Genomic DNA, 15,542 nt, shown 5'->3' with positions numbered 1-15,542 from the left:
CGTTGTTCAATGAACGGCAGTGGCTGCATACTGCGGATTGATGGCATCACCCGCCACCAACGATTCACCGGGCTCGTCGCTGCGCGCATGCGCACCGCAGCTGTGCCGGCGCTGCAGCGCCGCGCTGACAATGAGCTGACACACGTCCAGTGCGTGGCGCACGGCGGCGTCCGGCCCCAGCACGACTGGCCCCACGCCTTGGCCCCCGACCTGAGCCGCCCCAGGGTCACCGGGTGCATGCACCGCCAGGTGCTCGCCCTCGGCGAGCTGCGCCTGCCAGGCTGCGAGCTGGGCCGCAGCAGCGGCCAGGTCCACCGCGTTGCGCTGAATGCCGGCCACGGCGTTCATCAGCTGGCGCAAGGCCTGCAGGCTGGGCCCTGTGCCCACGCTGGCAGCGCCCGGCTCGACCCATCCGGCTGAGGTGGCCCTGGGTGCCCCGCCCGCGTCGCCCTGAGGCGCCGCCGGTTCGGGCGATGACGAGCGCCCCGGGCATGCGGGGTCTGGCATGGCCTGCACGTCAGGCCAGGGCGCGGCCAGCTGATCAGCCTGCAGACGCGGCTCGCCCGAGCCCTCGGCATGCGGCTTTGGCGCCAGCTCGCCCACCAGGTGCCGGGCGGCCTGACGGCCCATGACCACGCATTCGAGCAGCGAGTTGCTGGCCAGGCGGTTGGCGCCATGCAGGCCGGTTCTGGCCACCTCGCCCACGGCATACAACCCCGGCAGGTCGGTGCGGCCCGCTACCGTGGCGCGCACGCCGCCGCAGGCGTAGTGCGCGCACGGCGCCACGGGAATGGGCGCCTGCGCGAGGTCCAGGCCATGCGCAGCGCACAGCTGCATCACCCCTGGGAAATGGCGCTGCAGCCAATCACGTGGCCGGTGCGAAATGTCCAGCAGCACATGCGGCAGGCCGCGGCTGCGCATCTCGTGCCAGATGGCGCGGGCCACGACGTCGCGCGGCGCCAGCTCGGCGCGCGCGTCATGCGCCGGCATGAAGCGCGTGCCGTCGGGCAGGCGCAGCAGCGCGCCTTCGCCGCGCAGCGCCTCGGTCACCAGCCCCACGGCGCGGCCCTGCACCTGCAGGGCCGTGGGGTGGAACTGGATGAACTCCAGGTCTTGCACGCGGCAGCCCGCGCGCCAGGCCATGGCGACGCCATCGCCGGTGGCGCAATCGGGGTTGGTGGTGCTGGCGAACAGCTGACCCAGGCCGCCCGTGGCCAACACGGTGTGCGCGGCCTGCCAGCGCACGACCTCGCCACCGGGCTGGCGCACCCGGGCGCCCAGGCAGCGCGCGCCCTCGGCCTCGCCGGCGGTCACCAGCGCCAGCGCGGCGTGCCCTTCCAACAGTTCGATGTGGGCGCGCGCACGGCAGGCCTGCAGCAGCGCCGCGTGCACGGCCTGCCCGGTGCGGTCGGCCACGTGCGCGATGCGCCGGTGGCTGTGCCCGCCTTCGCGCGTGAGGTGCAGGGCCTGGCCGCCCTCGTCCCGGTCAAAGTCCACGCCCAGGCTGCGCAGCCAGGCGATGGCCCCCGGCGCCTGGGCCACGATGGCCCGCACCACGGCCTCGTCGCACTGGCCGGCGCCGGCCACCAGGGTGTCCTGCACGTGGGATTCGAGGTCATCCGCCGGGTCCAGCACGGCCGCGATGCCGCCTTGCGCCCAGGCGCTGGCACAGGCCTGCAGCGGCCCTTTGCTCAGCACGGTGACCCGCAGGTGGGCGGGCAGCGACAGCGCCACGGACAGACCGGCCAGCCCCGCGCCGATGACCAGGACATCGCCGTGCCGAACTGGCTCGCGGGAGGGGGTGTGGAGATCCGCCATGGCTCAGGCCACGCCGTGGTGCGTGAACAGGCTGGCGTCCTGCTCGTGGCTGCCGCTGGTGCGCACGCGCTGCCCGCGCTCGGCGGCGAACTGCAGCATGCGCTCGATGGGCTGGCGCGCGGCCTGTGCCAGCGCGGCGTCCAGCGTGATCTCGCCGTGGCCGTGCCGCAGGGCTTGCTCGATGCCGGCCAAGCTGTTCATGGCCATCCACGGGCACATGGCGCAGCTTTTGCAGGCCGCGCCCTGCCCGGCCGTGGGTGCCGGCAAAAAGCGCTTGTCCGGGTGGCGTGCGCCCATCTCGTACAGGATGCCGCGGTCGCTGGCGACGATGAAGGTGTCGGTCGGGTAGCGGTCGATGGCGGCGATCAGCTGCGTGGTCGAGCCCACCACGTCGGCCAGCGCCGCCACGGCAGCCGGGGCCTCGGGATGCACCAGCACGGCCGCCTGCGGCAGCTCGCGCTTGAGCGCCGCGAGTTCGCTGGCCTTGAACTCGTCGTGCACCACGCAGGCGCCGTTCCACAGCAGCATGTCGGCGCCGGTTTGCTGCTGGATGTAGTGGCCCAGGTGACGGTCGGGCGCCCAGAGGATTTTTTCGCCGCGTGCGTGCAGGTGCGCCACGATCTGCTCGCCGATGGACGAGGTCACCACCCAATCCGCCCGCGCCTTCACGGCGGCGCTGGTGTTGGCGTAGACGACCACGGTGCGGTCGGGGTGGGCGTCGCAAAAGGCGCTGAACGCATCGGCCGGGCAGCCCAGGTCCAGCGAGCAGGTGGCGTCGCCATCGGGCATCAGCACGCGCTTGTCGGGGCTCAGGATCTTGGCCGTCTCGCCCATGAAGCGCACGCCCGCCACCAGCAGCGTGGAGGCCGGGTGCGCGGCGCCAAAGCGCGCCATCTCCAGCGAATCGCCCACGCAGCCGCCGGTTTCGCGCGCCAGGTCCTGCAGCGGGCCATCCACGTAGTAGTGGGTGACGAGCACGGCGTTGTGCTGCTCGAGCAAGGCGTGGATGCGTTGTTTGGCCTGCTGCTGCTCGGCCGGACTCAGGTCGGGCGGCACACGCGCCCAGGCTTCGCCGATGCTGCACGCCGCGCCCGTGGCGGCGCCGGACGCCCCCAGAGACGAGATCAGGGGCTGATCGAACTGCACGGATTTGATGGACATGCTCAGGGTCTCGTGGGGTGAAGGTGTGTTCATTATTCTCAAAATGAGCATTAATACAAGGCCGATTTCCCCGGACGAATGAGCCGCGCGCGACACGGCGCTGGCATGCGGATACAGAGAGGCGGTCGGCGCGCCGCTGGCCGCATGAGCGTCCCGCAGCCGTGCCGATAGCGCTGCTGGCAGCCCTGCCGAGGTGGCGGGCCTCTACGCTCCGTCTTCGGCGGCCGCACAGGCTAAGGCGGTGAACTGCAGCGCGCAAGCCGGCTCGTACAGAACCCGGCTGCTGGTCCATCACACACAGGCCTCAGCGCGCGGTGGGCACCCACCAATCGCCCACGGCGCCGGCCGCCGGCCCATCGACCAGCCCCAGCGCACCGCCCACGCGCAGCCGGGCGCGTTCCAGACGCCGGTGGGGCGACCACTGTGATGGTTGAAGGGGTATGAGCCACTTCCCATTCAACATGAAACGGAAGTGGCACCATACTGGATGAAGACATGCGTCGGTGACGCCATGATCTGAGCCGCCGCCTTGCCTGCGGGGCACCTCAGCAGGTGTTCAGCTTGCGCACAGGCCAGGGCCGCTCGCAGCCGCTCAGGGTCTTCCTTGGTGGCCGGCCCTGGTCGACGCCTCAGGCCTGCAGCTGCCGCAGCAGCAGGGCCAGCTGGGTGACGCGCGGCAGCACCGCCTCGCGGTTGGCCCCCAGGGCCAGCCCCGGCAAGGCGGTCAGGGCCTGGGCGGCCTGGGCAAAGCCGGCGCGGCGCAACAGCTGCGCGTGCTCGGCCGCGCTCTGCGACCAGCTGCCGCCCTGATGGCGCATGCCGTCCCGCAACAGCACGCTGAGGTGGTGCAGGCCGTTCTGCAGGGCCAGGGCGCGCAGGTCCTCGTCGTCGCCCGCCTCGGCGCTGGGCATGGTTTGCGGCGCCACAGGCTGCGCCGCCAGGGCCAGCGCGCGCTGGGCACAGACGATGGCCGTGGCCTGCAGGCGCACCTCGCCCTGGGCCCGCCAGGCGGGCCCGGCCACCGCCTGCACGGCGCCCCATTCTCCGGCCAGCGCGCGCGCCAGCCCGTCCACGGCCCCCGGGGACTCGGGCTGGTAGGCGAGCTGCACATGCAGCACGGCGGGGCGTTCGGCGGTGTCGGGGTCGCCATCGCCGGCCAGCACGGCCTCGTGGGTCATCACGGTGGCCTGGGTCCACACGGCGTGCACGGTCTGGCGCGCGCCGTCCCACCACCAGTGCTGCAACTCGGCATCGGCCAGGCGCACCACGTGCAGGTGGCCCGACACGCCGGCGGCCGCACCCGTGGCCGCATGCCGCGGCGCCACGAAGGGCGGCACCTGCTGACGCAGGTGGGCGTCCAGCGACTGCACATCGGGCTGGGCCAGCGGCGGGGCCAGCTCGTTCCAGGCCGTGGCCGACAGCGGCAGCACACCGGTCTGGCGCTTGTTGCCCCCGATGTCGACGGCGCCGTTGGCGCGGCGCTTGGCGGCCTTGGTGACGATCTGGCTGTCGAGCAGCTGGCGCAGCGGCACGTTGACGACGCGGCGCTGCAGCAGGCTGGTTTGCGCCACGGACGCGCTGGCCGCACCGGGCGCGGGCACCGGTGTCGGGCCGCTGCCCGTGGTGGCGGCAGCCGCTTCGGCCTTGGGCCACTCGCGCTCCAGCACCAGCACGCTTTGGGTGTCCGGGTCGGCCAGGTAGACGCTGGCCCCTTCGGCCTGCGCATCGGACCAGAGCGCACCACCCAGCGACACCAGCCGCAGGTGGTCAAGTGCGACTTCACCGCGCACGCCACGGCCCAGCACCTCCGCCGCCGGCACGGCCTCGTGGGCCGCGGCGCTGGCCGCACCCGCCTGCCCGGGCTGGCTCTCGCGCTGCCACTGGTGCTGGGCACAGCGCCAGCGCGCCCACAGCTCGGTGCTCACGTCGACCAGCCGCAACGGGTCGAAGCGCGTGCTGCGCGCGGCAAGGGCGTGCAGCTGGCCTTCGAGCTCGTCCAGCGCATCGAGCAGCCACTGCCAGCCCAGCTCCTGCAGGTCGGCGCGCAGGGCCGTGATGCGGCCGGCCAACGCCAGCTGGGGCTGCGCCGCGCCCTCCAGCCAGAGCTGGGCCAGCAGCGCATCCAGCCCGGCCCGCACGCGCAGGCCTGCGGGCGACTGCAGGCCGAAGCCATCGCCACGCGCATCGACGATGGCGTATTCGGCGCTGTCGGTGTCCAGGCCAGCACCTGCCTTGGCGCCCCGCGCGCGGCGGGGCGACACCACCGCTGCGGCCGGCTCGGCCCCGGCCACCGCCGCCACGGCATCTGCCGGCAGCGCTGAGTCGGGGGACGCCGTCGCCGCCACGGCGCCGAAGGGCACCGGGCCGCGCAGGGTCAGCACCCGCTCGCCCTCGCCCGGCGCCGGCCTGGCCTGGCGAAACGCCCACACGGCCAGCGCCACGTGAGCGCAGCGGCCGCCCGCCACGCAGTCGCAGCGCGCCAGCTGCAGGTTGTGGCGCGAGAAAAAGCGCACCGTGCACATGGGCAGCCGCGCCAGCGGCGGCGCATCGGCGCCCTGCCAGGGCTGCACGCGCACCGTGGGCTGCTGGGCCGCAAAGCGCGTGGCCTGGGCCAGCGCCGTGGCGCCCAATGCGGTGGTCAAGGCCGCGTCGTCGAAGTCGGCGGGGCTGAAGGCCTCGCCTGGCCGGGCCTCGCCTGGCCGGGCCTCACCTGGCCGGGCCTCACCTGGCCGGGCCTCTCTTGGCCGGGCCTCTCCTCCTGCCGCGCGGACGGGTGCGGCGGCCTTGCCGCCCGCGCTGGCCAGCCCGGCACTGGCGGGCTTGGCGCCCGCAGCACCTGCGGCAGGTGGTGCGCCCCCCGCATCGGCATCGCCGGGGTTCACCGCCGCTGTACCTGCCACCGCGCCGCCCTGGCCGGCCTCTGCGGACGGTGCATCAGCTGGCTGGGGTGCTTCGGTGGACGCGGCGCCAACCGCTGAGGCAGTACCAGGCGTTTCCGATGAATCAGCCTCATCTTCAGTATGAAACCCCGCCTGCCAAGCCAACACCAGGGTGACGCGGTGGCGGCACATGCCGCTGGCGGGGCAGTTGCAGTGCGCGTCGTGCAGGCCCACGCCGGGCGGAAACCGCGTCTCCACGCCGTCGTCGAACACGGCGGTCACCACGCCCTGGTCGTCGATGCTGAGCGTGGGCAATTGCCCGGCCGCCACCTCGCGCTGCGCGCGCTTCACAAACCCGGCGTTGGCCAAGGCCGTCAAGGCCTGCGGCGTGAGTTCCAGCAAATCTTCGCGGCGGTTCATGCGCCCTCCTCCATGTTGTCGCTGTCCGACAGCGTCACGCTCACCGATTGGCCGGCCATCAAATCCCCGCGGGCCAGCGTCACTTGCCCCGCTGCGTCGTTGCGCCGGCGCTGCCCCACGCTGGCCAGGGTGTGCGTGTGCAAGGACACCCGCACGCGCGCCGGGTGAAACCGGTTCCACACCGCCGAGAACGTGATGCCGTGCATCGCTGCCGCCGTGCTGCCGCTGACCCGCGTGCCGTCGGCGTCCAGCCAGTCGAACCGGTAGCCGGCGCGGTGACTGGGCAGGCCGCGAACGTGGTTCAGCACACGGTCGATGGCCGCGCGGTCGTCAAACTCGATGGGGCCTGAGCCCTCGCCCTCCGCCTGGTTGTCCTGGTCCAGGCCGTCATCGGGGTACAGCAGGTCCAGCGTCTGGCCGGCCGGTGCGGTCTCCCCAGCGGCGAGCACCGCCAGGCCCACGCGCTGGCCCGGCGTCACGGTCACGTCGTTCAGCCACAGCAAGCCCCCGGCGCCCAGGTGCACGTGGGCAAAGGCGGGGTCTGAGCGCGTGCCCTGCAGGTGAAAACGGACGACGTCGAAGCCGTCGCAGCACACCGTCGCCAGGCGTTGTCCGTCGATCGACAAGGCCATCGCCGTCATGTCCGGGCTCCTTCACAGCCACCTGCGGCCGGGGCACCCGCCATGCGGGTGTATGCAGGGTCCACCGATTTATTTTTGGTCATGCCAATCCCATACTGCATCGCACCTTCAAGCCTGCAGCTGCTCGGCCAGCCAGGCCGCCAGGTGACCCGGCGTCATCGCCCCCATCTTGGCGCCCACGTTGGCCATGGCCTGCACGACCTCGTGGTCGTACGTGGGCACCGCGTGTTCGTCGAGCGCCATCAGCCCCAGCACCTTGGCGCCATCGGCGATGAGCTGCGCCATGCGGCGCACCATCTCGCGCGCGACGAAGGCTTCTTCGTAAAAGTCGCTGATGACCACGAGCACGGTCTGCTGCGGGTTGCGCACCAGGCCCTGGGCATAGGCCACGGCCTTGGCGCCGTCGTTGCCCCCGCCCAGCTGCACCTTCATCAGCAGCTCGACCGGGTCGGCCGCGTCATCGGTCAGGTCGACCACCTCGGTGTCGTAGGCGATCAGGTGCGTGCGCATGCCGGGCAGGCCCCACAGACAGGCGGCCAGCACGGCCGAGTGGATGACCGAGTCGGTCATGGAGCCCGACTGGTCGACCAGCAGGATGATGTCCCAGGTCTCGGTGTGCTTTTTGCTGCGGCTGTTGAAACGCGGCGTCTGCAGGTAGAGGCGCCCGCTGGCCGGGTCGTAGCGGTGCAGGTTGGTCGCCACCGTGCGCCTGAAGTCGAAATTGGCGGCCACGGCGCGGCGCGAGGGCTTGCGCCGGTCGCGCGTGCCGCTGAAGGCCTGACGCACCTGGGTCGCCAGTTGCTCGAGGATGCGGCGCACCACCTCGCCCACCAGCTGCCGCGCCATGGCCAGCACCTCGGGGTTCATCAGGTGCTTGGTCTGCAGCACGGCGCGCAGCAGGCTGGGCGACGGCTCAATCCGCTGCAGCACCTCGGCGTTGGTGACGATCTCGGCGATGCCGTAGCGCTCGACGGCGTCGGTCTCCAGCCGCTCGATCACCTCTTGCGGAAACAGCCGGTGCACGGCGTTGATCCAGTCGGGCACCGACACGGCGTCGTCGGTGCGCACGCCAAAGCGCTGGCCGTCGCGGCTGCCCACGCTGCGCTCGCCGCGCGCGCCCAGGTCGCTGTCGCGGCCATACAGCCAGTCGAGCGCGGCATCGGCCGCAGCGGCCGACTCGCCCAGCGCGCCGCAGGCGTCCTGCGCGGCTTCGCCCAGCAGCAGGCGCCAGCGCTCCAGCGGGTCGGTCACGGCCAGCGGCGGCGGGCTCATCGCGTCCCCCTGCATGGCCGGTGTCGGGCTTGGGTTCGGACCGGGGCATGAGCTTGGCCGGCCCGGCGGTCATGGCGTGCGACGGGGTGTGCCGTGGTCATCGCCCCTCCAGCACGCGCAACCGCGCCTCGGTCCAGCTGGCGCGCCAGTTGAAGCGCCGTGCGGCCCTTGGCGTCGGTCAGGCTCAGGTCCGCGCCGTGGGCCATGAACAGCCGCACCAACTCGGGTTGGTTGAACACCACCGCCAGCGCCACAGGCGTGAAGCCGCCGTTGGGCTGCCGGTCTTGCGCATTGGGCGACAGGCCCATCTGCAACAGGCGGCGGGCCAGTGCCAGCTCGCGCGCCGGCTGGTAGCGGCCTTGGACCCGGTTGGCGTTCGCCAGCGCGTGCAGGGCTGTGCGCCCGTCTGTCGTGGTGATGTGCACATCCGCGCCACGCGCCATGAGCAGCTGGGCCACGTCGTAGCGGTCGGCCGTCAGCGCCTGGATGAAGGCCGATCCGCCGGTGTCATCGAGGGGCTGCTCCAGGTGCGCGCCATGCGCCAACAGCAGTTGCACCAGCTTCACATCGCCCGTGCCGGCCGCAAAACTCAGCAGGCTGACGTTCAGGGGACCGCCGCACACATTGGGGTTGGCGCCCGCCTGCAAGCGTTCGCGCAGCCGGGCTTCGGCGTTCTTCAGGTAGACCAGCTCAAACAGGTCCAGGTCCGCCACGGGCGTGCGCGCCAGGCGCTGCACATAGGCCTCGTGGTCCAGCTGCCACGGCATGGCGCCGCAGCGCAGGCCTTGGGGCAGGTACGCGGGCACCCCCTGGTCCACGGCCAGCGGCGACAGCGCTCCCAGCAAGTCGGCGCGCGACACGGTCTGCGCGCACGCCGCCGCGCTGGCCATCAGCAGGCCGGCCTGCAGGGTGTGGCGCACGGTCTTCATGGCGCGCCCAGGGCCTCATCGCGAGGACGGCCACCTGCCGCAGTCAACGAGGCGCTCTGCAGTGGCCACGCCTCGCGCGCATGGGTTGGCAGGGTCAGGCCTGCGCCCTGCCGGGCTTGGTCACACTCGGGTGAGGCGACACCGATGCCGAATTCATGCGCAGTATCACTTGTCCTCCGATTTGAATGATTCGGGCCTGAACGCATACTGCACCTCACCCCTGCACCTGCTCAGCCAGCCAGGCGGCCAGGTGGCCGGGCGTCATGGCGCCCACCTTGGCGCCCACGTTGGCCAGGGCCTGGCCGGTCTCGTGGTTGTAGACGGGGTTGGCCGATGCATCGAGCGCCGCGAGCCCCAGAAAGCGCACGCCTTCGGCCGTCAACGCCTTCACGCGGCGAATCAGCTCGTATTCGCTGCCGCCCTCGTAGAAGTCGGAGATGAGCACCACCACGGTTTTTTGGGGGTTGTTCACCAGGCCTTGCGCATAGGCCACGGCCTTGGCGATGTCGGTGCCCCCACCGAGCTGCACCTTCATCAGCAGCTCGACCGGGTCGGCCACGTCGTCGGTCAGGTCCACCACCGCGGTGTCGAACGCGACCAGCTTGGTGCGCATGCCGGGCAGCTGCCACAGGCAGGCGGCCATCACGGCCGAGTGGATGACCGAGTCCGTCATGGAGCCCGACTGGTCAACCAGCAAGATGATGTCCCAGGTGTCGGTGTGTTTCTTGGTGCGGCTGTTGAAGCGCGGCGTCTGCAGGTACAGCCGGCCGCTGGCCGGGTCGTAGCGGTGCAGGTTGGTCGCCACCGTGCGCTTGAAGTCGAAGTTGCTGGCGATGGGCCGACGCGAGTTGCGGCGCCGGTCGCGTGTGCCACCAAAGGCCTGGCGCACCTCGGTGGCGAGCTTCTCCATGATGCGGCGCACCACCTCGGTCACGATGGCGCGCGCGGCGGCCAGCACCTCGGGGTTCATCAGGTGCTTGGTCTGCAGCACGGCGCGCAGCAGGCCCTGCGAGGGCTCGATGCGCTGCAGCACCTCGAGGTTGGTCACCACTTCATCGATGCCGTAGCGCTCGACGGCGTCGGTCTCCAGCCGCTCGATCACCTCCTGCGGAAACAGCGTGTGGATGGCGTTGATCCAGTCGGGCACGGTCAGGGCCGAGGGGCTCATGTCGCCGCTGCGCTCGGCACTGCGCTCGCCGCGCGCGCCCAGGTCGCTGTCGCGGCCATACAGCCAGTCGAGTGCGGCATCGGCCGCAGCGGCATCGGCGCCCAGGCCGCCGCAGGCGTCCTGCGCGGCTTCACCCAGCAGCAGGCGCCAGCGCTCCAGCGGGTCGGTCACGGTGAGGCTCATGCGCCGGCCTCCCCCACGGTTGGCGTTGCTCCCACGCCCCCCGGCTTCGCCTGGTCCGCTGCCCCTATGCTGGGCGCGCCCCGAGGAGGCCGTGCCTGACTCGGGAGCGGCCCTTCGCTGCGGCACGGCGTGGCCCCCACGCCGGCGCCCCCGTCATCGGGTGGATGGGGCTCGGGGCCGCCGGCCGTGGCTGGCGCCTCGTCGGCGGGCATGGGCTCCAGGTCCCAAGCGCCCCAGTGGCGCAGGCGTGCGATGGCGGCGCGCTCGTCGCGCTGCGCCTCGGCCAGGGCCAGCACGCCGGCTTCGCTGGGCAGGCGTGCCAGCAGCTGACGCCAGTCGCCGCCCTGGCCTTTGCCGTGCAGGGCCGCGACCTGCTGGGCGAATTCGCCGCGTTCACGCGTGGGCAGCCACGAAAACGCGCCCCGCAACGCCGGCAACGCGAGCACGAAGTCGCCGTCATCCAGGTTCTGCACCAGGCCGTCCAGGCCCTGCACAAAGCCGGCCGAGCGTTCGAGCGCATGCCGGGCCAGCGCCAGCAGACCGGCCAGGGCGTCGCCCAGCCCGCCCATGGGCAGGGTGCCGAGCAAGGCCAGCGCCTGCTGCTCCCAGTCCTGCGCCACCGCCTGGGCGCGGCCGTCGACCGCCCCCATGTCGAAACGGTCGGCCAGGTCGACCAGCGCCCCCAGCGCTGCGCCGCGGCTCACGGGGTCGCTCTGGCCGTCGCGCAGCTTGCGCTGCCAGACGGCCACGGCGCGCGCGGCCAGCTGCTGCGCCGCCTGCGCCAGGGCGTGATCGGCCGCAGCAGGCAGGGCGGCGGCCGGGGCCGGGCTTGTCCCGACAGGCCAAGCGCCCTGTGCACCCCGCAGCGCCGGGGCGGCATCGGCCAGCGCATCGGCCACGATCTGCTTGAGCGTGGCGTGCGCCTGGATGTGGGCCGTCATCTGGTCGGGCGGCACGCCCATGGGCAATTCCATCAGCCACAGGGCGCGGTCGAAGCCGGCCTGCACCACCACCTTCAGCACGGGCGCATGCGCCATGCCCAGGGCCTGGCCATGGCGCAGCATGGTGTGCAGCGTGGCCAGGGCCTCGCCCAGCGGCTCCAGCTGCGGCGCCTGGCTCACGGCATCGCCCAGCCGGTCCATGGCTTGCTGGCTGATGGCGGACAGCCCTGCCCAGGCGGCCAGGTTCAGCAGCCGCGCCAGCTTGACAATGTCCTGCCCGGCACCGGCCAGCAGGTGTTCGAGCTTGGCGCGTGCGGCGTCGCGCAGGGTGCCGCCCCAGGCGCCGGCTTCGATCAAGGCCGCAGCTTGCGACACCGGCGCGGACAGCCGCCAGTGCTCGCTCGGGTCGCCCGACAGGGCCAGGTCAGGGCCCTGTGTGCGTTCGATGCCCGGCACGTCCAACAGCTTGAGCCGATGCAGGCTCTGGCTGCGCTGCCGGTCTTCGGGCTGCAGCAGGTTGAGCCGGCGCTGACCCTGCAGGGGCAGCAGGCCCTGGGCCTCCAGCTCGGCCATGACCGACTGCACCAGCGGCGGTTGCGGCGTGCCGGGTGCCAGCTTGCCGAGCTGCTGGCCCGCCAGCACGTCCATGGCCTCGACCAGCACGGGCGCGGTGCCGGGCCGCAGCGGCCCGCGGTAGGTCCAGGGCAGCGGCACGTCCAACGCCTCTTTCACCAGCGCACCAGCCATGGCGTCGAGCCAGTCGATGCGGTAGGGCCAGGCGTGGCCGCGCAGACGCGCCAGGCCCATGGCGCGGCCATGCGCCGCCATCAGGTCGGCCGTGGACAGGGGCAGCTTTTTGTCGCGCATGCGGCGCGACAGCCGCAGCAGCAGCTGTTTGGCCGCCGCATCCGGCCCCTCTTGCCACAGCCATTCGTACCAGCCTGGCGAGGCCATGCCCGAGGCATAGCCGGCAAACGCATCGAGCCGCGCAAAGCTGTAGGGCACGATGAACGAGCCATGGCGCAGCGGCTCGGCGTCCAGGTCCAGCGGCACGCCCGACAGGGCCGGCAAGTCTGGGCCGGGCGGCATGCCGTGAACCGCTTCATCGTCCACAGTATCCAGCGGATCCGATTCATCTTCAGACGCAGACACCCCCATACCCAGCATGGCTAGGCGGATCTGGCGCACGTCGGGTGCGGGCGTGTCGGGCAGCTCGCCATCGCAGCCCGGCCACAGCCGGGCCAGCATGGGAGCGTGAAAGCCGCCGCAGACCAGCACCACGCCGCCGGGCTCGTCGGCACCGCCACGCCAGCCCTGGCTGAGGGCATCGCGCACGGCCCAGGCCAGCCAGCGCGCCATCATCTGTTCGCGCTGCTGGTTGCCCAGCGAGCCCGGGGTGTCGCCGCGCAGCTGCGCAAAGTGCACGGCCAGGCGCTGGCTCAACTCGTCCACCTGCTCAGGCGCCGTCAGGCCCTCGAACAGGTGGTCCCACAGCGCATCGGTGCCCTGCACCGACAGGCGCTCGGCCAGGGCCGCCTCGTAGGTGGCGCCGGCCTGCTCCTGCTCGGCGTCGGCCACGTCGGCATAGCGGTTTTCCATGTCGGAGAACGCGGGGTGCCAGGCCGGCAGGTCGCAAAACCGCACCTGCGCCCCGGCGGCCTGCCCTTCCACCAGGGCCTGCCATTCGGGCGAGTGCGCAGCCAGCGGCGACCACGAGCCCCGGTGCAGCGTGCCGCACGACAGGTAGCTGTAGATGGCCACCGGCAGCTGGTGCGGCAGCATCAGCTCGTCCACGCGGCCATTGAAGTCGGCCGGCCCTTCGATGAGCACGTGGCGCGGCTTGAGCTGGCGGATGCGCGCCTGCACCAGCCGCGCGCAGGCGGGGCTGTGGTGGCGCACACCGATGATGAGGGGTTCGGGGCCGTTCCCGGCCGGGCCGTTGCTGGGACTCATGTGAGCACGTCTCGCATCAAGGCGTCAAAGTCGGGCGCCAGCAGGCTGGCTTGGCCCAGGTCGTGGTCGAACAGGCACACCTGCCCCACGGCATCGAAATAGATCGGGTTGCCGGCGCCGTCGATGCTGAACACGCAACACGGCCGCGGCAAGGGCCAGCCGTCGTCCAGAAACTCGCGGGTCAGCTCCACCATGGAGGTGGACTGCAACAGGTCGTCGTTGCGCAGGCCGTACACGTCCAGGCCGGCCCAGCAGCCGCCAAACTCGCCCAGAAAGCGGCGGTAAGACAGCGGCAGGCGCATGCCCAGCGCGGCTTCGGCGGCATCCAGCTCGCAGGCCGTGTGCGGCCACAGCACCCGGGCAGGCCCGCCCACGCGCGCATCGAAATCGGCCAGAAACCGGCGCACGTCATCGACGACGGTCATGCCCATGCACCCCCATGTCGTGTTACCCAGGCCGTGTCATTTGGGCAGTATTCACCCAATCCCGATGATTTGTCATCGGAAACACCGTCATACTCCGGCACCACACAAGCCCCACGCATCAAGGCAGGCGGTGCCGGGCCTGGTAGTAGGCCTGCCAGTGCGCGCCGGGCTTCTTCGCGGCCTTTTGCTCGAAGTAGCGGCGCAGCTTGGCGCGGTCGTCGGCGTTGTCCTTCACCACGGTGCCGGCGATGCAGTCGACCAGGTCGGCCGGGCTGCCTTCGCGCTGCTCCAGGAACCAGGCGCGCACGCCCACGGCATGGGCCACGTTCACGGCTTCGGCGGTCGACATGACGGCCGTCAGCTTGTCCATGTCCGAGTTCTGGCCCTTGCCGGCGTTGGCGTCCTTGGCGCCGCGCAAGTCGCGGAAGGTGGTGACCAGCAGCTCCACGATGTTGGCCGGCACGGTGTGGGGAATGCCGCTCTGGGCCAGCAGGCGCGTCGAGGCCGACTGCACCAGCGCCATCTCGCGGTCGAAATCCATGATGGGGAACACGGTCTCGAAATCGAAGCGGCGCTTCAGCGCGGCGCTCATCTCGTTGACGCCGCGGTCGCGCGTGTTGGCCGTGGCAATGATGTTGAAGCCCTCGCGGGCGTACAGCATGGCGTGCTCGCCCTCCAGCTCGGGCACCGCCAACACCCGGTCCGACAGCATGCCCAGCAGGCAGTCCTGCACCTCGAGCGGCGCACGCGTGATCTCCTCGAAGCGCACGATCTTGCCCAGGTTCATGCCCTGGTAGAGCGGCGCCGGCACCAGCGCACGCGGACTCGGCCCTTCGTTGATGAGCAAGGCGTAGTTCCAGCCGTACTTGATCTGGTCCTCGGTGATCGAGGCGCCGCCTTGAATCGTCAGCGTCGAATCGCCCGAAATGGCCGCAGCCAGCAGCTCCGACAGCATGGATTTGGCCGTGCCCGGCTCGCCCACCAGCATCAGGCCGCGCCCCGTGGCCAGCGACACCAGCATGCGTTCGATGCTGGCCACCGGCGCGACGATCTTGGGCGCCATGTCGCGCTCGGCGTCCCCCAGGATGAAACGGCGCGCGGCCTTCAGGGACAGCGCCCAGCCCGGGGGGCGCGGATCGGTGTCCGCCTCGCGCAGCCGGGCCAGTTGATCGGCGTACAGCACCTCGGCGGGCGGACGCTGCAGGGTGTTGGGCGCTTCGGCTTTGGTTTCGGAGGTCTTGGTCTTGCGTGTGGCCATGGCGAGAGCGGGATGACTGCGAAAGCGCACATTGTGGGCCACGTCGCCGTGGTTTTTTCGGGGCCGTTGCCCACCCCATGTCCATTTGTGCACGCCCCCAGCTTGGAAAGTGAACCAGCCGTCTCAAACACAGGTCCGCGCGGGCCGCCACCCCACGCCGACCGGCCATGTCCTACAGGTGAAACAGGGCTTGCCCCACGCCCGCTGCGGTTGCATGATGGGCCTGACGCACCCTGCGCCTGCATCGCGGCTTGCACCCCCCAAAAACCGCGCTCTTGCTGAACGTCCGGCACGGGATTGTTCAACCAAGTCGCCCGGGCCCACGGCCTGCGAAACCTTTTTCTCCGCTGTCACATGCGAGTCATGCTGCGGTGCAAAAAAGTTGCTAGCGGTTGAAGCATGGAATTTTCCCGCTCTTATTTCAGGAGTGCGGTGCCATTTCAGCTCGATTCTTATGCGTTTTTTGAACCCGCATTCTCAAAAAACGATTAACA

Annotated in this window: 10 protein-coding genes; all 10 read right to left on the bottom strand. The window is 71.3% G+C overall.

Annotation, left to right across the window (positions count from 1 at the left end; translation table 11 throughout):
- Nucleotides 1-6 precede the first annotated feature (6 nt).
- Nucleotides 7-1,818 carry an L-aspartate oxidase gene (gene nadB, locus CCO03_RS09970; RefSeq protein ID WP_087280571.1) on the bottom strand — a complete coding sequence of 604 codons (1,812 nt, stop codon included), beginning with the start codon at nucleotides 1,816-1,818 and terminating at the stop codon, nucleotides 7-9.
- Between the two features lie 3 nt (nucleotides 1,819-1,821).
- Nucleotides 1,822-2,985: a quinolinate synthase NadA gene (gene nadA / locus CCO03_RS09965; RefSeq protein WP_205690404.1), complete on the bottom strand. Its 1,164-nt coding sequence runs from the start codon at nucleotides 2,983-2,985 to the stop codon at nucleotides 1,822-1,824.
- Nucleotides 2,986-3,608: 623 nt separating this feature from the next.
- Nucleotides 3,609-6,278 carry a hypothetical protein gene (locus tag CCO03_RS20395; protein WP_087280565.1) on the bottom strand — a complete coding sequence of 890 codons (2,670 nt, stop codon included), beginning with the start codon at nucleotides 6,276-6,278 and terminating at the stop codon, nucleotides 3,609-3,611.
- Entirely contained in the window at nucleotides 6,275-6,919 is a 645-nt protein-coding gene (locus CCO03_RS09955) for a hypothetical protein (protein WP_157667622.1), read from the bottom strand. The genes CCO03_RS20395 and CCO03_RS09955 overlap by 4 nt, the downstream gene beginning before the upstream one ends.
- A 108-nt stretch (nucleotides 6,920-7,027) precedes the next feature.
- Entirely contained in the window at nucleotides 7,028-8,191 is a 1,164-nt protein-coding gene (locus CCO03_RS09950) for a VWA domain-containing protein (protein ID WP_087280560.1), read from the bottom strand.
- A complete protein-coding gene (locus CCO03_RS09945; protein ID WP_087280557.1) occupies nucleotides 8,188-9,120 on the bottom strand; it encodes an ankyrin repeat domain-containing protein in 933 nt (310 codons plus the stop codon). The genes CCO03_RS09950 and CCO03_RS09945 overlap by 4 nt, the downstream gene beginning before the upstream one ends.
- A gap of 214 nt (nucleotides 9,121-9,334) precedes the next feature.
- Nucleotides 9,335-10,471: a VWA domain-containing protein gene (locus tag CCO03_RS09940; RefSeq protein WP_087280552.1), complete on the bottom strand. Its 1,137-nt coding sequence runs from the start codon at nucleotides 10,469-10,471 to the stop codon at nucleotides 9,335-9,337.
- Nucleotides 10,468-13,365, bottom strand: a complete 2,898-nt coding sequence (locus CCO03_RS09935) for a DUF5682 family protein (RefSeq protein ID WP_087280548.1) — start codon at nucleotides 13,363-13,365, stop codon at nucleotides 10,468-10,470. Before CCO03_RS09935 ends, CCO03_RS09940 begins: the two co-directional genes overlap by 4 nt.
- A complete protein-coding gene (locus tag CCO03_RS09930) occupies nucleotides 13,362-13,790 on the bottom strand; it encodes an SMI1/KNR4 family protein (RefSeq protein ID WP_157667621.1) in 429 nt (142 codons plus the stop codon). Before CCO03_RS09930 ends, CCO03_RS09935 begins: the two co-directional genes overlap by 4 nt.
- Nucleotides 13,791-13,908: 118 nt before the next feature.
- On the bottom strand, nucleotides 13,909-15,048 hold the full coding sequence (locus CCO03_RS09925; protein WP_087280542.1) for an ATP-binding protein: 1,140 nt from the start codon (nucleotides 15,046-15,048) through the stop codon (nucleotides 13,909-13,911).
- Between the last annotated feature and the right edge of the window lie 494 nt (nucleotides 15,049-15,542).

It is taken from the genome of Comamonas serinivorans, assembly GCF_002158865.1.
Classification (GTDB): domain Bacteria; phylum Pseudomonadota; class Gammaproteobacteria; order Burkholderiales; family Burkholderiaceae_C; genus Comamonas_E; species Comamonas_E serinivorans.
Note: the sequence above shows the minus strand (reverse complement) of the source record. Positions and strands in the feature narration are given on the sequence as shown.